The 17,671-nt window shown below is 66.3% G+C and carries 17 protein-coding genes; 13 read left to right on the top strand and 4 right to left on the bottom strand.

Annotated elements, in window-relative coordinates:
* Nucleotides 1–39: 39 nt before the first annotated feature.
* Complete coding sequence (locus HWX07_RS35580; RefSeq protein WP_006477826.1) at nucleotides 40–621, bottom strand: DJ-1/PfpI family protein; 582 nt, start codon at nucleotides 619–621, stop codon at nucleotides 40–42.
* Between the two features lie 157 nt (nucleotides 622–778).
* A complete protein-coding gene (locus tag HWX07_RS35575) occupies nucleotides 779–2,059 on the bottom strand; it encodes an amino acid deaminase (RefSeq protein WP_175766815.1) in 1,281 nt (426 codons plus the stop codon).
* 119 nt (nucleotides 2,060–2,178) lie between these two features.
* Between HWX07_RS35575 and HWX07_RS35570 the strand changes: the two genes are divergently transcribed.
* The 7 genes from HWX07_RS35570 to HWX07_RS35540 all read left to right on the top strand — a co-directional run bounded on the left by HWX07_RS35570 (nucleotide 2,179) and on the right by HWX07_RS35540 (nucleotide 7,037).
* The gene (locus HWX07_RS35570; protein ID WP_175879397.1) at nucleotides 2,179–3,117 is read left to right on the top strand and encodes a MurR/RpiR family transcriptional regulator; all 939 of its coding nucleotides are present in this window, start codon (nucleotides 2,179–2,181) and stop codon (nucleotides 3,115–3,117) included.
* A gap of 2 nt (nucleotides 3,118–3,119) precedes the next feature.
* Entirely contained in the window at nucleotides 3,120–4,601 is a 1,482-nt protein-coding gene (locus HWX07_RS35565; protein WP_175879396.1) for a D-aminoacylase, read from the top strand.
* A gap of 78 nt (nucleotides 4,602–4,679) precedes the next feature.
* Nucleotides 4,680–5,066: a RidA family protein gene (locus HWX07_RS35560; RefSeq protein WP_006477830.1), complete on the top strand. Its 387-nt coding sequence runs from the start codon at nucleotides 4,680–4,682 to the stop codon at nucleotides 5,064–5,066.
* A gap of 252 nt (nucleotides 5,067–5,318) precedes the next feature.
* On the top strand, nucleotides 5,319–5,753 hold the full coding sequence (locus HWX07_RS35555) for an STM2901 family protein (RefSeq protein ID WP_175879395.1): 435 nt from the start codon (nucleotides 5,319–5,321) through the stop codon (nucleotides 5,751–5,753).
* Nucleotides 5,753–6,106: a DUF1493 family protein gene (locus HWX07_RS35550; protein WP_175879394.1), complete on the top strand. Its 354-nt coding sequence runs from the start codon at nucleotides 5,753–5,755 to the stop codon at nucleotides 6,104–6,106. The genes HWX07_RS35555 and HWX07_RS35550 overlap by 1 nt, the downstream gene beginning before the upstream one ends.
* A gap of 230 nt (nucleotides 6,107–6,336) precedes the next feature.
* Entirely contained in the window at nucleotides 6,337–6,549 is a 213-nt protein-coding gene (locus HWX07_RS35545) for a hypothetical protein (RefSeq protein WP_175879393.1), read from the top strand.
* A gap of 50 nt (nucleotides 6,550–6,599) precedes the next feature.
* Complete coding sequence (locus HWX07_RS35540; RefSeq protein ID WP_175879392.1) at nucleotides 6,600–7,037, top strand: hypothetical protein; 438 nt, start codon at nucleotides 6,600–6,602, stop codon at nucleotides 7,035–7,037.
* Nucleotides 7,038–7,100: 63 nt separating this feature from the next.
* Here the strand turns inward: HWX07_RS35540 and queF are convergent, their stop codons facing one another.
* Nucleotides 7,101–7,931: an NADPH-dependent 7-cyano-7-deazaguanine reductase QueF gene (queF, locus tag HWX07_RS35535; RefSeq protein ID WP_175788624.1), complete on the bottom strand. Its 831-nt coding sequence runs from the start codon at nucleotides 7,929–7,931 to the stop codon at nucleotides 7,101–7,103.
* A gap of 12 nt (nucleotides 7,932–7,943) precedes the next feature.
* Nucleotides 7,944–9,467: a threonine ammonia-lyase, biosynthetic gene (gene ilvA / locus HWX07_RS35530; RefSeq protein WP_175879391.1), complete on the bottom strand. Its 1,524-nt coding sequence runs from the start codon at nucleotides 9,465–9,467 to the stop codon at nucleotides 7,944–7,946.
* Nucleotides 9,468–10,052: 585 nt separating this feature from the next.
* On the opposite strand from ilvA, the gene HWX07_RS35525 reads away from it, so the two are divergent.
* From HWX07_RS35525 to HWX07_RS35500, 6 genes are all read left to right on the top strand, one after another.
* On the top strand, nucleotides 10,053–14,078 hold the full coding sequence (locus HWX07_RS35525; protein WP_175879390.1) for a DUF3683 domain-containing protein: 4,026 nt from the start codon (nucleotides 10,053–10,055) through the stop codon (nucleotides 14,076–14,078).
* 84 nt (nucleotides 14,079–14,162) lie between these two features.
* Complete coding sequence (locus HWX07_RS35520) at nucleotides 14,163–14,606, top strand: HIT family protein (protein ID WP_011546191.1); 444 nt, start codon at nucleotides 14,163–14,165, stop codon at nucleotides 14,604–14,606.
* Complete coding sequence (locus HWX07_RS35515) at nucleotides 14,603–15,016, top strand: DUF971 domain-containing protein (protein ID WP_006487879.1); 414 nt, start codon at nucleotides 14,603–14,605, stop codon at nucleotides 15,014–15,016. The genes HWX07_RS35520 and HWX07_RS35515 overlap by 4 nt, the downstream gene beginning before the upstream one ends.
* A 52-nt stretch (nucleotides 15,017–15,068) precedes the next feature.
* Nucleotides 15,069–15,800: a bifunctional demethylmenaquinone methyltransferase/2-methoxy-6-polyprenyl-1,4-benzoquinol methylase UbiE gene (gene ubiE / locus HWX07_RS35510; protein ID WP_011546189.1), complete on the top strand. Its 732-nt coding sequence runs from the start codon at nucleotides 15,069–15,071 to the stop codon at nucleotides 15,798–15,800.
* Nucleotides 15,801–15,841: 41 nt separating this feature from the next.
* Entirely contained in the window at nucleotides 15,842–16,873 is a 1,032-nt protein-coding gene (locus HWX07_RS35505) for a TIM44-like domain-containing protein (protein ID WP_006477838.1), read from the top strand.
* Between the two features lie 164 nt (nucleotides 16,874–17,037).
* The gene (locus HWX07_RS35500) at nucleotides 17,038–17,664 is read left to right on the top strand and encodes an SCP2 sterol-binding domain-containing protein (protein WP_175879389.1); all 627 of its coding nucleotides are present in this window, start codon (nucleotides 17,038–17,040) and stop codon (nucleotides 17,662–17,664) included.
* The last annotated feature ends 7 nt before the right edge of the window (nucleotides 17,665–17,671 follow it).

Genomic DNA, 17,671 nt, shown 5'->3' with positions numbered 1-17,671 from the left:
CGCCGCCGACCGCCGCTTCATTTCATTCTGATTGGGCGTTTACAGCTCGATGCGCGTGCCGAGCAGCGCGAGGAACTGCGCGAGCCAGGCCGGATGCGCGGGCCACGCGGGCGCGGTGACGAACGGCGCGTCGGTCACGGCCGCGTCGACCGGAATGTCCGCGTATTCGCCGCCCGCGAGCTTGACCTCCGGCGCGCAGGCCGGGTAGGCCGAAATGCGCTTGCCGCGGATCACGTCGGCGGCCGCGAGCAGTTGCGCCGCGTGGCAGATCGCCGCGATCGGCTTGCCGGCTTCGGCGAACTCGCGCACGAGCGAAATCACCTTCGGATCGAGTCGGAGATATTCGGGCGCACGGCCGCCCGCGATCGCGAGTGCGTCGTAGCGCGCCGCGTCGACGTCGTCGAACGCCGCGTTCAGCGTGAAGTTGTGGCCGGGCTTCTCGGTGTAGGTCTGGTCGCCCTCGAAATCGTGGATCGCGGTCTTGATCTTGTCGCCCGCGCGCTTGCCCGGGCAGACTGCATCGACGTGGTGGCCGACGGCCTGCAGCGCCTGGAAGGGCACCATCGTTTCGTAGTCTTCGGCGAAATCGCCGGTCAGGAACAGGATCTTCTTCGCGGCCATGGCTTTCTCCAGTGAAGCAGCGTTGAAGGCCCGGTCGCGCCGTGCATGACGTCCGCGACGGGCCCCGAGGACGAAAGCGCAGTGTACTCCGGCAGATTGAAGCGCGCGTGACGGCCGCCCCGCGCGAGCGGCAGGGCGGCGCCGCGCGCGGCGGGCGTCAGAAGAACGTTTCGACGACTTCCGTTACGCGGAACTGCGGATCGAGCACGAGCACCTGGCGCCACTTGTCGAACGTCAGGCACGGGTGCGAGATGTCGAACGCGACCATGTCGCCGACCTTCACGTCCGCGCCCGGCGGGATCTGCAGGTACGCGTGCTGGTCCATCATCCCGGTGACGGCCCAGCCTTCGGTGGCGGCGACGTCGCGCGGCGCGGTGTCGCGGCCCGGGCGGAAGTGGCGCGCCGGCTCGGGCAGGCCCGCGTCGAACGCCGCGTCGCGCTTGCCGAGCGCGACGATCGCACGGTCGGCTTCCGGTACCGACTGCACGTATGCCCACAGCTGCAGCGCCGGCAGCAGCCCTTCGCCCATCGAGCGGGCGATCGGGTTGCGCGCGAACACGTCGGTCTGCGCCTTCTTGTAGATGCCGACGTCGTGCGTCAGGTAGCAGCCCGGACGCAGCACGACTTCCGCGAAGCCCGCGTCGGACGCCTTCCTGAATTCCTCCGCGACCACGTCGTACCACGCCGAACCGGCGCCGGAAAGGATCGCCGGTGTGCGCGCGAAGCGGCCGGCTTCGGCCAGCTCGCGCGTGAGCGCGACCGCCTGCTGGAGGAACGCGCGGATCTCGCCTTCCTCCTTCAGCACGCCTTCATAGAGCTCGATGCCGGCCAGCTTCAGCGTGTCCGGATAGCGCGCGATCGCGGCCAGCACGGCCTCGCGCTGCGCGGCATCGCGCACGCCCGCGCGGCCGCCCGGTACGCCGAGCTCGATCAGCACGTTCAGCGATTTCTTCGCGGCGCCGAAGAAGCGGCCGAGCTGGTCGACGCTCTCCGCGGAATCGACGAGGCAGAAGAATTCGAAATCGGGATCGGAGAGCAGCCCAGCAATGATCGTCATGTTCTGGCGGCCGACCAGCTGGTTCGCGAGCAGCACGCGCCGCACGCCGCCGTGATATGCGGCCTGCGTCTGGTGCGCGGTGGCGAGCGTGATGCCCCACGCGCCGGCGTCGAGCTGGCGGCGAAACAGTTGTGGCGCCATCGTCGTCTTGCCGTGCGGCGCGAACTTGACGCCGTATTTCTGCACGAACGCCTGCATCCAGTTCAGGTTGTGCTCGACGCGATCCTCGTAAAGCACGGCGGCCGGCAGGCTGACGTCTTCCGCGAGCAGATTCCATTCGAGCCGGCCCGCGTCGCCGAGCGGCACGCTCGCGCTCGGCAGATTGCCCAGGCCCTTGCCGAACGGATCGATCGTCGCTTCCTGATAGTTTGTAACTTTCATGTCATCCCGCTCCATCATCACTATGCATTGCACTGAAGTTGACATGCAGATGGTACAGAAAGTAGCATCTGCGCGGTGATGTTATTTAATAACATCAAGCCCCGCACCCTTTTCCCTCGATGAACACGCCCGCTTCCTCGTCCGCTTCGCCCGCCGCCGAGCCCCATTCGGCTCAGGCCGCCGTCCCGGTCCTCGACATCGTCGCGCGGATCGCCGAATGCGCGCCCGAGCTGCGCGAAGCCGAGCGCAAGGTCGCCGCGTTCATCCTCGCCGATCTGGCGCGCGCCGCGCATGCGAGCATCGGCGCACTGGCGCGCGACGCGGAGGTCAGCGTCGCGACGGTCACGCGTTTCGCGAAGGCCGTCGGCTGCCGCGACGTGCGCGAACTGAAGGTGCTCGTCGCGCAGGCGGCGGCCGTCGGCCAGCGCTTTCTGGTGCCGTCCGACGACGCGCCGGCCGATGATGCGAGCCCCGCGTCGATGGTCTACGACGAAATCCGCGTGGCGCTCGCGCACAATCACCAGCTGCTGCGCAACACGTCGTTCGACGCGGCGGCCGACCTGCTCGCCGGGGCCAAGATGACGTACGTGTACGGGCAGGGCGGCGGCTCGACCGCACTCGCCGACGAGCTGCGCTTCCGGCTCGTGCGCTTCGGCCGGCCGGTCGCGAGCTACCAGGACAGCCTGTTGCAGCGGATGGTGGCCGCGACGCTGTCGGGCGACACGGTCGTCGTCGCGTTGTCGGTGAGCGGGCGCGTGCCCGAGCTGCTCGAAAGCTGCCGGCTCGCGAAGCGCTATGGCGCGAAGCTGATCGCGATCACCGCGCCGGCGTCGCCGCTCGCGAAGCTTGCCGACCATCTGATTCCCGTCGTCGCGTTCGAAACCGATTTCATTTACAAGCCGTCGACATCGCGCTACGCGATGATGATGGCGATCGACGTGCTCGTCACCGGCGTCGCGTTGCGGCTCGGCGATGCGGGCCGGGAATCGCTGCGCCGCATCAAACACGCGCTCGATGCGCACCGCGGCGGCGGCGACCGTCAACCGGTAGGAGACTGACCATGCATTCGCATCCCGAAGCGGCCGATACGCTGATCGTCGGCGCGCAACTGTACGACGGCACCGGCGCGCCGCCCGTCATGCGCGACGTCGCGATCCGCAACGGCCTGATCGCGGCGATCGGCAACCTGTCGAACTGGCTGGCCGAGAACGTCGTCGACGCGAACGGCCGTGCGCTCGCGCCGGGTTTCGTCGACGTGCACACGCACGACGACACGCACGTGATCCGCGCGCCGCAGATGATCCCGAAGATCTCGCAGGGCGTGACGACCGTGATCGTCGGCAACTGCGGGATCAGCGCGTCGCCGGTGACGCTCGCGGGCGATCCGCCCGATCCGATGAACCTGCTCGGCGAGCGCGGCGCGTTCCAGTACCCGACCTTCGCTGCTTACGTCGCGGCCGTGAACGCTGCGCGCCCGGCCGTGAACGTCGCGGCGCTCGTCGGCCACACGGCGCTGCGCAACAACCAGATGGACCGCCTCGACCGCGCGGCGACCGACGACGAGATCGCCGGCATGCGCGCGCAGCTCGAGGAGGCGCTCGCGAACGGCGCGCTCGGCCTGTCGTCGGGTCTCGCGTACGGCTCCGCGTTCGCGGCGCCCGCCGAGGAAGTGATGGCGCTCGCCGAGCCGCTCGCCCAAGCCGGTGCGCTGTATACGACGCACATGCGCACCGAGTTCGACGCGATCCTCGACGCGATGGACGAGGCGTACCGCGTCGGCCGCCACGCGCAGGTGCCGGTCGTGATTTCGCACCTGAAGTGCGCGGGCCCGTCGAACTGGGGGCGCAGCACCGAGGTGCTCGCGTCGCTCGACGGCGCGCGACGTTACCAGCCGGTCGGCTGCGACTGCTATCCGTACAGCCGCAGTTCGTCGACGCTCGACCTGAAGCAGGTGACGGGCGACATCGACATCACGATCACGTGGTCGGAGCCGCACCCGGAAGTCGCGGGCAAGCTGCTGAAGGCGATCGCGGCCGACTGGGGCGTGAGCGAGCAGGAAGCCGCGCAGCGCATTCGCCCCGCGGGCGCCGTGTACCACAACATGTCCGAGGACGACGTGCGCCGGATCCTGTCGCATCCGGCGACGATGGTCGGCTCCGACGGCCTGCCGAACGATCCGCTGCCGCATCCGCGGCTGTGGGGCGCGTTCCCGCGCGTGCTCGGCCATTACGTGCGCGACACCAACCTGCTGCCGCTCGAAGAGGCGATCCGCAAGATGACGTCGCTGTCCGCGCGCCGCTATGGCATCGCGAAGCGCGGCGAAGTGCATGTCGGCTACCACGCGGATCTCGTGCTGTTCGATCCGGCGAGCGTGATCGACGCGGCGACGTTCGAGAAGCCGCAACAGCCCGCGCACGGGATCGACGCGGTGTGGGTGAACGGCGTGCTGACTTACGAAAACGGCCAGCCGACCGGCGAGCGCGCCGGCGGTTTCGTCGCACGCGGCGAACGCGTGCCGGCCAGTGCCGATGCGGCGTTCTGAACGCGCGCATTCCGATCTTCCGCGCGCGCCGCAGCAGCAGGCGCGCGCATCCGCAACCGAAATATGAGGAGTAAAACGATGAAGCGATATGGCGTAGGCGAAGCGAAGGGGACCGGCGGCCAGGTGATGCCGTTCGCGCGTGCGGTCGAGGCCGACGGCTGGCTGTACGTGTCGGGCCAGACGCCGATGGTGAACGGCGAGGTCGTCGAAGGCGGGATCGTCACGCAGTCGAAGCAGACGATCGAGAACGTCATCGCGATCCTGAAGGAAGCCGGCTATGGCCTCGAGCACGTCGTGCGCTGCGGCGTGTGGCTCGACGACGCGCGCGATTTCGCGTCGTTCAACAAGGTCTTCGTGTCGTACTTTGGCGAGCATCCGCCGGCGCGGGCCTGCGTGCAGTCGAGCATGGTCATCGACTGCAAGGTCGAGGTCGATTGCATCGCGTACAAGCCGCCGGTGAAGTAACGCGGCGAGGGCGGAAGCTGTACAACAAGGCCGGTGCATTGATGTGCACCGGCCTTGTTGCGTTGGCACTGAATTTTTTACACTTTGAATAGAGTCCTGTCGATGAGAGCGCGAGACGATAGGTCCGTCTGGCGGGTGACGGCAGTGATGGGCGCGTAATTCGCAACCGGCATCGTGAAATTCGAACGAGCAGACCAAGCGGATTGCTGGGTATGGTCGTCTTCCCGATCAACGATTTCGTGAAGTCGCACCATGACGAGCAATACATACCGCTACAGCGTTCATTCGGATCTCACTCCCGCCGAGCTTTTCTTTTTCGTGGCTGTAGAAGAGACGTGTGCACGGGCCGGGATCGACGATGTCGAAGCTGTGATCCTGATTCTCGCGGGCTGGCCGGTTTTGCCGACGCGGCAGAAATTCGGCGGCGCGACGAAAGGAACGTCCGTCGCATCCGTGATGGCTCGATCGATTTTCCGATACCAGTTGAACAGGAAGGTTTTACCCACCGTCACGTTGCAGAGTATCAAGTCGTTTCGGATCATCTTGACCCATAAGCTCAGCGTGTTTGTCGGACGTGCCGTTCCCGGCGTGGGTTGGGCGCTGCTTGCGCGTGACGTGTTCGCGATCGTTCACGGCATGGTCTGCAGATACAACAGCCTGGTCAAACGCGAGGATAGGGTGTTCTGATGGAAAAGGTGAGTTGGGACGAGATCGAGGCCTTTGTCAGGTCGGAGGCAGGGCTCGGCCCATCGAAGCCGCTCGCCGCTGGCACTCGGCTCTGGGAAGACCTGGGTCAAACCGGCGACGAAGCCAACGATTTCATGGGGCACTTTTTTGAACGGTTTGCTGTGGATACGGGCGATTTCGATTTCCACAGATATTTCCTGATGGAAGGCGAAGGGTTGCTCTATTCGCTATTCCTGCGATGGGTGCTCCGAAAGCCGCACGACTTCAAACGGGAACCGATTACGCTCGCGATGCTGCATCGTGCAGCCGTAGAAAGGAGATGGGACGCCGCGCGATTGGCCGCGCTGCCGTGAAACATCGGATATTCGAACAGGCGCGGTGTCTGGCGGATGCCGGGCAATGCGTAATTGCTCTTGGGGCTGTGTTTGGTAAGGCGCATGCTTGATTGAGGGGCATCACAGGTTGGCGCCTCCCGGCAACATGCCGTTTGCCAAATTCATCGGTTTGCTGCGGGAGTAGGCTACTTATTGTCAAAAGGTGAATTGAAACGACTCCAGGTGACCAAGCAGAAATTCCAGCCGACATGGCCGTACCATCGCTGATGGGCGAATGCGCCGTACTGATGGAAACCATCCGTCTGCGGCTTGAACAGATCAAGCGCATCGGTCCAGATTCGCTCGATGAGGACGCGCTTGTCGATCTGTACGAAGACCACGACGCGCTGACGCGTGCGCTGGCCTATATCGAGAGCAACTTTGCACGCACCTTTGGCGGCTTGCCGGCGCGGGACAGGTGACAGTGTACGTCGCGGCTTGCGGAAGAACCGCACGGACGCCGCCGGGGGCAATGGTGATCTGGATCGCAGTTTTGACTTTGGCGCTCTTGATCGACCACGGTGCGCTTGCGGGCACGTTGCCCAATAGGTTATCGCCTGGCGGCGCGCTACCCATTGTCGTGCCGGAGTCAGTCGAAATCGTCAGGAACGGTGCGTGGTCGGCTGACATCAGCGGGGACGAAACGGCCGATATGTGTCGTACGTTCGTTCTTCGGCGTGCGGATGTCAGCGCGTTTTTCAAGCGTGCGGACCGCGTAACAGAACGGGCGTACAGCCATGACCTGGACGCCGCGCGTTGCTATGCCGAAGGCGAAGCGCGTCTGGCGGGTGGTGGCGCGGCGAAATGGAGGATAGACCAGGCAAGGCGAGGCTTCATTTCCATGCACGATGGTCGAACAATCTGCCTGTATTGTCCGAAGTGCCGGGCCGACGTATTCGCACCGAATTAGAGAGGCGCGCCTTCCGCAAGCACGCAGTGTTGGCGGACCGAAAATGTCCGCCAACCCACTCATTCACTGCCGCGCCGTCCGTGCGTTATCCGGCATCGGCTGGTTGTAGTTCGTGCGGAACGGGTTGATGTCGAGCCCGCCGCGGCGCGTATAGCGCGCATACACCGCGAGCTTCACCGGTTTGCACGCATGCAGGATGTCGAGAAAGATCCGCTCGACGCACTGCTCATGAAAGCCCGTGTGATTGCGGAACGAGATGATGTACCGCAGCAGCCCAGCGTGGTCGATCTGCGGTCCGACGTAGTGGATCTGCACGCTGCCCCAGTCGGGCTGGCCCGTGACCGGGCAGTTCGAGCGCAGCAGGTCGGACACGAGGGTTTCCTCGACCGGCGCTTCGTTCTCGCCGTCGGCTGCCGACAGCAGCGACGGATCGGGTTCGTACACGTCGGTGTCGAGGTCGAGCCGGTCGAGCGACAGCCCGTCGAGCTCGTCCATCTCGAGCTTGGCGAAATCGTGCGCCGACACCAGCTGGACCGACACGCTCGCGCCGCACGCGGCCGACACGTCGCGCTTCAGCACGTCGCGCACCGCGTCGACCGAGTCGAACTTCGACTGCGCGAACGAGCCGAGATACAGCTTGAACGACTTCGATTCGACGATGTTCGGCGATTCGGCCGGCACGTAGAACGTCGCGATCGCGACCTGCGGCTTACCGCGCGCGTTGAGCCACGACAGCTCGTACGCGTTCCAGATGTCGGTGCCGAAGAACGGCAGCGCCGACGTGATGCCGAGCTGCTCGCGCGCGCCGGCGCGCGGGATCGGGAACAGCAGCGACGCGTCGTACTGCGCTGCGTAGACGGTGGCCTTGCCGAGCGGGGAATGTTCGGGATTCATTGCACGAAGCCTTTACGACAGGAAGAGGCGGTAAGCCGGGTTGGCGCTCTCTTCGACATACGGATAGCCGAGCGCCGCGAGGAAGCGTTCGAATTCGGCGCGATCGGCCTGCGGCACCTGCAGCCCGACGAGGATCGAGCTGTAGTCCGCGCCCTGATTCCGGTAGTGGAACAGGCTGATGTTCCAGTCCGGCGCCATCGACGACAGGAACTTCATCAGCGCGCCCGGCCGTTCCGGGAATTCGAAGCGGAACAGGCGCTCGTCGAGCGCGAGCGGCGAGCGGCCGCCGACCATGTAGCGGATGTGTTCCTTCGACAGCTCGTCGTGCGTCAGGTCGACGCTCTTGAAGCCATGCGACTCGAAGTTCGCGGCGATCTCCGCCGATTCGCCGCGGCGCTTGATCTGCACGCCGACGAAGATGTGCGCGGATTGCGCATCGGCGATCCGGTAGTTGAACTCGGTGACGTTGCGATCGCCGACGAGCGAGCAGAAGCGCTTGAAGCTGCCGCGCTCCTCGGGGATCGTGACCGCGAACACGGCTTCGCGCGCTTCGCCGACCTCGGCGCGCTCGGCGACGAAGCGCATCCGGTCGAAATTCATGTTCGCGCCGGACGTGACCGCGACGAGCGTCTGGTTCTCGATGCCTTCGCGTTCCGCGTACAGCTTCGCGCCCGCGACCGCGAGCGCGCCGGACGGCTCGAGCACGCTGCGCGTGTCCTGGAACACGTCCTTGATCGCCGCGCACAGCGCGTCGGTGTTGACCGTCACGACGCCGTCGAGGAATTCGCGGCACAGCCGGAAGGTTTCCTCGCCGACGAGCTTCACCGCGGTGCCGTCCGCGAAGAGCCCGACTTCGCTCAGCTCGATGCGCTCGCCCGCGTCCAGCGATTGCGCCATCGCGCACGAATCCTCGGCCTGCACGCCGATCACCTTGATCTCCGGGCGCACCGCCTTCACGTACGCGGCGACGCCGGACGCGAGCCCGCCGCCGCCGATCGGCACGAAGATCGCGTGGATCGGGCCCTGGTGCTGGCGCAGGATCTCCATCGCGATCGTGCCTTGGCCGGCGATCACGTACGGGTCGTCGAAAGGGTGAACGAACGTCAGGTCGCGCTCCTGCTGCACCTTGACCGCGTGTGCATACGCATCGCTGTACGATTCGCCCGCCTGGATCACCTCGACGCTCGGGCCGCCGTGCGCGCGCACCGCATCGACCTTCACCTGCGGCGTCGTGACGGGCACGACGATCACGGCCTTGACGCCCATCCGGGCCGCCGAGAACGCGACGCCCTGCGCGTGGTTGCCGGCCGACGCCGTAATCACGCCGCGCGCGAGCGCGTCCGCCGGAATGTGCGCCATCTTGTTGTACGCACCGCGCAGCTTGAACGAGAACACCGGCTGGTTGTCCTCGCGCTTCAGGTAAACGGCGTTGTGCAGCCGGGCCGACAGGTTGCGGGCCGGTTCGAGTTCCGTCTCGATCGCGACGTCGTAGACGCGCGCGGTGAGGATTTTCTTCAGGTAATCGTGGGATGCCATGGGCGCTCGCGTGCAGTGCGGATGCAGACGGTAAAGGGTCAATGATAGCGCCAAGGGTCCGCCCGCACGCAAGCGGCATGCCGGGCGGGTGGTCGTGGACGGCCGCCTGCGCGTGCGGGCGGACCCTTGGCGCCGCCGGCGGCCGGTTTTTACCGGTTTAACCGTATGGTTACCGACCGGACGGACGGCGAATGATCACATGAAATCGCGCCGAGCCCCGCCCGGCGCGGCTCGCGGCGATAGCCCCACGACCTGTCCGGCGTGCCACGGGCGGCGCGATCATGGGTTAGAATTCCGTTTTGAATCAAGGATTCGGAAGATGCAGAGGCACCCTCGGATCGCACCGTTGAAGCCGACGCCGCGCGCAGCCAGCCCCGCGGCCGAACGGCATGCGCGCCGCGCGCGATCGTGCTGATGGTTCCGAGTGCCGCCAGGCCCTGTCGCCGGCCCGGAGGGGCGAGTCGCCCGCTCCGGCCCCATGAAGGACAGCCGCGCGCCTGGTAACAGAACAGATTTCCCCAAGATTGCGCCTACGCGCTTGCCGACGCCCGTGCACGGTGTATCGGCCCTCCGAGTCGTCCGAACATGAACGCACCACAAGTTTTCGATCCGCATGGCGCGGCCGCCGCCGTCGCCGCCGACCCCGCGCCCCGCTTGCGCGAGATTCCCTACAACTACACGTCCTTCTCGGATCGCGAGATCGTGATCCGCCTGCTCGGCGAAGAGGCGTGGTCGGTGCTCGACGAACTGCGTGCCGAGCGCCGCACGGGCCGCTCGGCACGGATGCTGTACGAAGTGCTCGGCGATATCTGGGTCGTGCGTCGCAACCCATATCTCCAGGACGACCTGCTCGACAACCCGAAGCGCCGCGCGCTGCTGATCGAGGCGCTGAACCACCGCCTGACCGAGATCGGCAAGCGCCGCAGCGCGGATCTCACCGAGCACCGCGACGACGCGGGCCGCGAGCGCGCGTCGCGCGTCGAGATGCTCGAGACCGCCGCGCAGCGGGCGGTCAACGAGTTCGCGGACGAATTCGACAAGATGGCCGACCTGCGCCGCCGCGCGACCAAGGCGCTCGGCCGCTGCACGCAGAAGGACAATATCCGCTTCGACGGGCTGTCGCGCGTGTCGCACGTGACCGACGCGACCGACTGGCGGGTCGAATACCCGTTCGTCGTGCTGACGCCCGACACCGAAGCCGAGATCGCCGGCCTGATCAAGGCGTGCTTCGAGCTCGGCCTGACCGTGATCCCGCGCGGCGGCGGCACCGGCTACACGGGCGGCGCGGTGCCGCTCACGCCGTTCTCCGCGGTGATCAACACCGAGAAGCTCGAACAGCTCGGCGCGGTCGAGCTGACCGAGCTGCCGGGCGTCGCGCACAAGGTGCCGACGATCTTCTCCGGCGCGGGCGTCGTCACGCGCCGCGTGACCGAGGCAGCGGAAGCGGCCGGCTACGTGTTCGCGGTCGATCCGACCTCGCTCGACGCCTCGTGCATCGGCGGCAACGTCGCGATGAACGCGGGCGGCAAGAAGGCCGTGTTGTGGGGCACCGCGCTTGACAACCTGGCCTGGTGGCGGATGGTCGACCCGGACGGCAACTGGCTCGAAGTCACGCGCCACGAGCACAACCAGGGCAAGATCCACGACATCGCGGTCGCGCGCTTCGAGCTGAAGTGGTTCGACGGCGCATACGCCCCCGGCGAGAAGCTGCTGCGTACCGAGATGCTCGAGATCGAAGGCCGCCGGTTCCGCAAGGAAGGGCTCGGCAAGGACGTGACCGACAAGTTCCTCGCCGGCCTGCCGGGCGTGCAGAAGGAAGGCTGCGACGGGCTCATCACGTCCGCGCGCTGGGTGCTGCACAAGATGCCCGCGCACACGCGCACCGTCTGCCTCGAATTCTTCGGCCAGGCGCGCGAGGCGATCCCGAGCATCGTCGAGATCAAGGACTACCTGTTCGAAACGTCGAAGCAGGGCGGCGCGATCCTCGCGGGCCTCGAGCACCTCGACGAGCGCTACCTGCGCGCGGTCGGCTACGCGACCAAGAGCAAGCGCAATGCGTTCCCGAAGATGGTGCTGATCGGCGACATCGTCGGCGACGACGCCGATGCGGTCGCGCAGGCGACGTCCGAAGTGATCCGGATGGCGAACGGCAAGAGCGGCGAAGGCTTCGTCGCGGTCAGCGCGGAGGCGCGCAAGCGCTTCTGGCTCGACCGCAGCCGCACGGCCGCGATCGCGAAGCACACGAACGCGTTCAAGATCAACGAAGACGTCGTGATCCCGCTGAACCGGATGGGCGAGTACACCGACGGCATCGAGCGGATCAACATCGAGCTGTCGCTGAAGAACAAGCTGCAGCTGGTCGACGCGCTCGAAGCGTTCTTCCGCGGCGGCAACCTGCCGCTCGGCAAGACCGACGACGCGAACGAGATCCCGAGCGCCGAACTGCTCGAAGACCGTGTGCAGCAGGCGCTGGAGCTGCTCAAGCGCGTGCGCGCGCGCTGGGAGTTCGTGCGCGACCGGCTCGACCAGCCGCTGCGCGAGGCGCAGCACTACCTGGTGCAGCTCGGTTACGAGGCGCTCGCCGAGAAGTTCGCCGATCGCGCGGACGAGCAGCCGGGCGCGACCGTGTTCCACATTACGCAGGACCGCACGGTCCGCATCTCGTGGAAGCAGGAGATCCGCGCGGAACTGCGCGCGATCTTCAACGGCGGCGCGTTCAAGCAGATCCTCGACGAAGCGCAGGCGATCCACAAGCGCGTGCTGCGCGGCCGCGTGTTCGTCGCGCTGCACATGCACGCGGGCGACGGCAACGTCCACACCAACATCCCGGTCAACTCCGACAACTACGAGATGCTGCAGGACGCGCATGCATCGGTCGCCCGCATCATGACGCTCGCGCGCTCGCTCGACGGCGTGATCTCCGGCGAACACGGGATCGGCATCACGAAGCTCGAATTCCTGACCGACGACGAGATCGCCGAATTCCGCGCGTACAAGCAGCGCGTCGACCCGAACGGCCGTTTCAACAAGGGCAAGCTGCTCGACGGCGCCGACCTGCGCAACGCGTACACGCCCAGCTTCGGGCTGATGGGCTATGAATCGCTGATCATGCAGCAGTCCGACATCGGCGCGATCGCCGATTCGGTGAAGGACTGCCTGCGCTGCGGCAAGTGCAAGCCGGTGTGCGCGACCCACGTGCCGCGCGCGAACCTGCTGTACAGCCCGCGCAACAAGATTCTCGCGACGTCGCTGCTGGTCGAGGCGTTCCTGTACGAAGAGCAGACGCGCCGCGGCGTGTCGATCAAGCACTGGGACGAGTTCAACGACGTGGCCGACCACTGCACGGTGTGCCACAAGTGCGCGACGCCGTGCCCGGTGAAGATCGACTTCGGCGACGTCACGATGAACATGCGCAACCTGTTGCGCAAGATGGGCAAGAAGAAGTTCAACGCCGGGAATGCGGCGGGCATGTTCTTCCTGAACGCGACCAATCCGCAGACGATCAACCTCGCGCGCGGCGTGATGATGGGCGTCGGCTACAAGGTGCAGCGCTTCGCGAACGACATGCTGAAGAAGGTCGTGACGAAGCAGACGCAGCACCCGCCCGCGACCACCGGCAAGCCGCCCGCGGTCGAGCAGGTGATCCACTTCGTCAACAAGAAGATGCCCGGCAACCTGCCGAAGAAGACGGCGCGCGCGCTGCTGGACATCGAGGACAACAAGATCGTGCCGATCATCCGCAACCCGAAGTCGACGACCGTCGATTCGGAAGCGGTGTTCTACTTCCCGGGCTGCGGCTCCGAGCGCCTGTTCTCGCAGGTCGGGCTGGCCACGCAGGCGATGCTGTGGGAAGCCGGCGTGCAGACGGTGCTGCCGCCGGGCTACCTGTGCTGCGGCTATCCGCAGCGCGGCTCGGGCCAGTACGACAAGGCCGAGAAGATCGTCACGGATAACCGCGTGCTGTTCCACCGTGTCGCGAATACGCTGAACTACCTCGACATCAAGACGGTGGTCGTGTCGTGCGGCACCTGCTACGACCAGCTCGCGGGCTACGAATTCGACAAGATCTTCCCGGGCTGCCGGATCATCGACATCCACGAGTTCCTGCTCGAGAAGGGGATGAAGCTCGACGGCGTGACGGGCACGCGCTACATGTATCACGACCCGTGTCACACGCCGATCAAGACGATCGACCCGGTGAAGCTGGTCAACGAGCTGATGGGCTCGGAGAAGGACGGCTACAAGATCGAGAAGAACGATCGCTGCTGCGGCGAATCGGGCACGCTCGCGGTCACGCGGCCGGACATCTCCACGCAGGTCCGCTTCCGCAAGGAAGAGGAGATCCGCAAGGGCGCCGCGAAGCTGCGCGCGATTCCCGTGGTGGCGGGCGATGCGCCGGCGCCGGCCGCCGCGGCCGCGAACGGCCCGGACGTGAAGATCCTGACGAGCTGCCCGTCGTGCCTGCAGGGCCTGTCGCGCTACGGCGAGGACGCGAACCTCGAAGCCGACTACATCGTGGTCGAAATCGCGCGCCAGGTGCTCGGCGAGAACTGGATGGCCGATTATGTCGCACGGGCGAACCATGGCGGGATCGAGCGCGTGCTGGTCTAATGCGGGCATGACGACCGCCCGACCGGGCCGGGAATGAGCGGGCGCCGGCATGTCATGCCGGCGCCCGTCCACATGGGAGCGACGATGGAATGCGTGTTTTGCCGTGAAGACGGCGGCGAGGTGCTCTGGCAGGACGATGCGCTGCGCGTCGTGCTCGCCACGGGCGAGCACGACTACCCGGGCTTCTGCCGGGTGATCTGGGGCGCGCACGTGGCCGAGTTCTCCGATCTCGGCGAGCCCGAGCGGGCACATCTGATGCGTGTGGTCTACGCGGTCGAGCGGGCCGTGCGCCGCGTGATGCAGCCGAACAAGGTGAATCTCGCGAGCCTCGGCAACATGGTGCCGCACGTGCACTGGCACGTGATTCCGCGTTTTTCCAACGATGCCCATTTTCCGCAGCCCGTGTGGGCGCCGCGCCAGCGCAGCGTGTCCGAGGCGCTGCTGCGCTCGCGCGCGGCGCAGGCCTCGCTGCTGCACAATGCGGTGCGCGAGGAAATTCAACGCATGACCGATTCGAGGCAAGCATGAGCGGTTTGACTTCCACGACGCCGATTCCGTCCGGCGTCGTCGTGCACGCGGTGTCGCGCGTGCTCGAATTGCAGTACCCGAACGGCGAGAGTTACCGGATTCCGTTCGAGCTGATGCGCGTCTATTCGCCGTCGGCCGAGGTGCGCGGCCACGGGCCCGGCCAGGAGACGTTGCAGACCGGCAAGCGCGAAGTGACGATCACCGCGCTCGAGGGTGTCGGCAACTATGCGCTGCAGCCGACGTTCTCCGACGGCCATTCGACCGGCATCTACTCGTGGGACCTGCTGTACGAGCTGGCGACGCAGCAGGACGCGCTGTGGCGCGACTATTTCGACAAACTGAAGGCGGCGGGCGTCGAGCGCGACGCGCCGATGCAGGCGGCCGGCGCGCCGCACGGCCACTGCCACTGAAATCGACGGCGCCCGCTCGGCGCCGTCTTGCCATTTACTGAGGATCAACGCGATGAGCAAAACCCACTTCGGCTTCGAGAGCGTCGAGGAAAACGAAAAAGCGAAGAAAGTGGCGGGCGTGTTTCATTCGGTCGCGAGCAACTACGATCTGATGAACGACCTGATGTCGGCGGGCATGCACCGCGCGTGGAAGGCGTTCACGATCGCGCAGGCGAACGTGCGCCCCGGCTTCAAGGTGCTCGACATCGCGGCCGGCACCGGCGACCTGACCAAGTCGTTCGCGAAGGCGGCCGGGCCGACGGGCGAGGTCTGGCATACCGACATCAACGAATCGATGCTGCGCGTCGGCCGCGACCGGCTGCTCGACAAGGGCATCGTGACGCCGTCGCTGTTGTGCGACGCCGAGAAAATTCCCTTTCCGGACAACTACTTCGACGTGGTCACGGTCGCGTTCGGGCTGCGCAACATGACGCACAAGGATGCCGCGCTCGCCGAGATGCGTCGCGTGACGAAGCCCGGCGGCCGCGTGATGGTGCTGGAATTCTCGAAAGTGTGGGATCCGCTGAAAAAGGCGTACGATCTGTATTCTTTCAAAGTATTACCGTGGCTTGGCGACAAGTTCGCGAAAGATGCTGAAAGTTATCGGTATCTTGCTGAATCTATCCGGATGCACCCCGATCAGGACACGCTGAAGACGATGATGGAACAAGCGGGCCTCGACGCCGTCAAATATTACAATTTGTCAGGTGGCGTGGTAGCTTTACACCTAGGGACCAAGTACTAAGGGGTTCTTTCCCTACATTCGTCTTACATTCGGAGAAGCTGATGTCTGAATCGCGTTCGTTGTTCAACCGTAGCAAACCGTCGAAGCCGTGGGCTCGACGGGTCGGCACGCTGCTGATGGTCGGCCTGCTCACGGCCGGCACGTTCGCATCGCTCGATGCCGAAGCCCGGCGCATGGGCGGCGGGCGCAGCATCGGCCGCCAGAATTCCACCGTCACGCAGCGCCAGGCCACGCCGCCCGCGCAGCAGCCGATGCAGCAGGCCGCGCCGTCGCAGGCGCAGCGTGCGAACCCGGCCGCGCCCACGCCGGCCGCGCAGCCCAACCGCTCGCGCTGGCTCGGGCCGATCGCTGGCCTCGCGGCCGGTCTCGGCATCGCGGCGCTGCTGTCGCATTTCGGTCTCGGCGGCGCATTCGCGAGCATGATGGCGAACGTCATCGTGATCGCGTTGCTCGCGATGGTCGGCATCTGGCTGATCCGCAAGTTCATGAACCGCCGTCGCCCGCAGGAGCCGGCGTATTCGGTCGGCGGCGCGGCATCGTCGTCGGGCGGCTACTCGCAAAGCCCGTCGTTCCAGCAGGGCAACACCGGCAGCAACTACGCGGGTAGCGGCAGCAGCTATGCGAACGAAGCGCAGGGCGTGTTCGGTGGCGGTGCAGCGGCCGCCGGCGCGGCCGCGGCGGCAGCGGCGCCGCTGCAGGTGCCGGCCGGCTTCGACACCGAAGCGTTCCTGCGTAGCGCGAAAGTCTATTTCGTGCGCCTGCAGGCGGCGTGGGACCAGGGCAACCTGGCCGACATCCGCGAGTTCACGACGCCCGAAATGTTCGCCGAGATCAAGATCGACCTCGATTCGCGCGGCAACGACGCGAACCAGACCGACGTCGTGCAGCTCGACGCGGAACTGGTCGCGATCGAGGATCGCGGCATCGAGCAGTCGGCGAGCGTGCGCTTCCATGGCCTGATCCGCGAATCGGCGAATACGTCGGCCGCCCCGTTCGACGAGGTGTGGAACCTGTCGAAGTCGGGCAGTCAGGGCTGGCTGCTCGCGGGTATCCAGCAGATCAACACGCACTGAGCGTGGCCGGCGGCCTGCGCCGCCGGGCACCCGCGCGACGGCCGCCGCACTGCGACCGCTTGCCGCCCGGGTGTACGGTCAGGCACGGTCTGCCGCCGATCCGACGTTACAATAGAAACCCGCGTGGGCGCCCGGCCTGCGCGGGTTTTTTCTTTCCCAGCCCGATGACCTTTGCCGCCAAGCCCTTTGCTGCTGCCGTCAACCACTTGCTCGCGCGCGAATCGTGGGCACGCGACCGCCTGATTCCCTATGCCGGCAAGACTGCTCGGATCGACGTGCCTCCCGTCACGCTCACGCTGCTGGTGCAGCCCGACGGTTATCTGTCGGCCGTCGACGCGCACGATGCGCAACAGGTCGACGTGTCGATCGCGCTTGCCGGCGACGCGGTCGCCGCGTTTCTGCAGGGTGGCCAGGCGGCCGTGATGAAGCACGTGAAGATCGAAGGCGACGCGGAATTCGCGACGCAGATCGCGAAGCTGGCCGAGCATCTGCGCTGGGAGCCGGAAGAAGATCTCGCGAAGCTGGTCGGCGACGCGGCGGCGTACCGGATCGCGACGGTCGTGCGCGACGCCGGCGCGCGCGCGCGCCGCACCGGCCGCAATGTGCTCGATTCCGTCGCCGAATACTGGCTCGACGAGAACCCGCAGGTCGTCCGGCGCGCGTCGCTCGGCGGCTTCGACGCCGAACTGGCGCGCGCACGCGATGCACTCGCGCGGGTCGAAAAGCGGGTCGAGCGACTCGAACAAAAAATCGGCGCGCGCGCAGGCTCCGGCCCGCGCGGCGCGCACTGAGGGCCGC

Origin of the sequence: Burkholderia sp. BCC0097 (genome assembly GCF_902832985.1) — a bacterium.
GTDB classification, from domain to species: Bacteria; Pseudomonadota; Gammaproteobacteria; order Burkholderiales; family Burkholderiaceae; genus Burkholderia; species Burkholderia orbicola.
This window is presented reverse-complemented; position numbering and strand designations above follow the sequence as displayed.

What these genes read in the sequence shown, in the direction of transcription:
- queF (WP_175788624.1), bottom strand. Translation starts at nt 7,931, where the DNA reads ATGAATCCCGAACATTCCCCGCTCGGCAAGGCCACCGTCTACGCAGCG.
- HWX07_RS35545 (WP_175879393.1), top strand. Translation starts at nt 6,337, where the DNA reads ATGGCCGTACCATCGCTGATGGGCGAATGCGCCGTACTGATGGAAACC.
- HWX07_RS35570 (WP_175879397.1), top strand. Translation starts at nt 2,179, where the DNA reads ATGAACACGCCCGCTTCCTCGTCCGCTTCGCCCGCCGCCGAGCCCCAT.
- HWX07_RS35560 (WP_006477830.1), top strand. Translation starts at nt 4,680, where the DNA reads ATGAAGCGATATGGCGTAGGCGAAGCGAAGGGGACCGGCGGCCAGGTG.
- HWX07_RS35500 (WP_175879389.1), top strand. Translation starts at nt 17,038, where the DNA reads ATGACCTTTGCCGCCAAGCCCTTTGCTGCTGCCGTCAACCACTTGCTC.
- ubiE (WP_011546189.1), top strand. Translation starts at nt 15,069, where the DNA reads ATGAGCAAAACCCACTTCGGCTTCGAGAGCGTCGAGGAAAACGAAAAA.
- HWX07_RS35575 (WP_175766815.1), bottom strand. Translation starts at nt 2,059, where the DNA reads ATGAAAGTTACAAACTATCAGGAAGCGACGATCGATCCGTTCGGCAAG.
- HWX07_RS35555 (WP_175879395.1), top strand. Translation starts at nt 5,319, where the DNA reads ATGACGAGCAATACATACCGCTACAGCGTTCATTCGGATCTCACTCCC.
- HWX07_RS35565 (WP_175879396.1), top strand. Translation starts at nt 3,120, where the DNA reads ATGCATTCGCATCCCGAAGCGGCCGATACGCTGATCGTCGGCGCGCAA.
- HWX07_RS35525 (WP_175879390.1), top strand. Translation starts at nt 10,053, where the DNA reads ATGAACGCACCACAAGTTTTCGATCCGCATGGCGCGGCCGCCGCCGTC.
- HWX07_RS35580 (WP_006477826.1), bottom strand. Translation starts at nt 621, where the DNA reads ATGGCCGCGAAGAAGATCCTGTTCCTGACCGGCGATTTCGCCGAAGAC.
- HWX07_RS35550 (WP_175879394.1), top strand. Translation starts at nt 5,753, where the DNA reads ATGGAAAAGGTGAGTTGGGACGAGATCGAGGCCTTTGTCAGGTCGGAG.
- HWX07_RS35520 (WP_011546191.1), top strand. Translation starts at nt 14,163, where the DNA reads ATGGAATGCGTGTTTTGCCGTGAAGACGGCGGCGAGGTGCTCTGGCAG.
- HWX07_RS35515 (WP_006487879.1), top strand. Translation starts at nt 14,603, where the DNA reads ATGAGCGGTTTGACTTCCACGACGCCGATTCCGTCCGGCGTCGTCGTG.
- ilvA (WP_175879391.1), bottom strand. Translation starts at nt 9,467, where the DNA reads ATGGCATCCCACGATTACCTGAAGAAAATCCTCACCGCGCGCGTCTAC.
- HWX07_RS35540 (WP_175879392.1), top strand. Translation starts at nt 6,600, where the DNA reads ATGGTGATCTGGATCGCAGTTTTGACTTTGGCGCTCTTGATCGACCAC.
- HWX07_RS35505 (WP_006477838.1), top strand. Translation starts at nt 15,842, where the DNA reads ATGTCTGAATCGCGTTCGTTGTTCAACCGTAGCAAACCGTCGAAGCCG.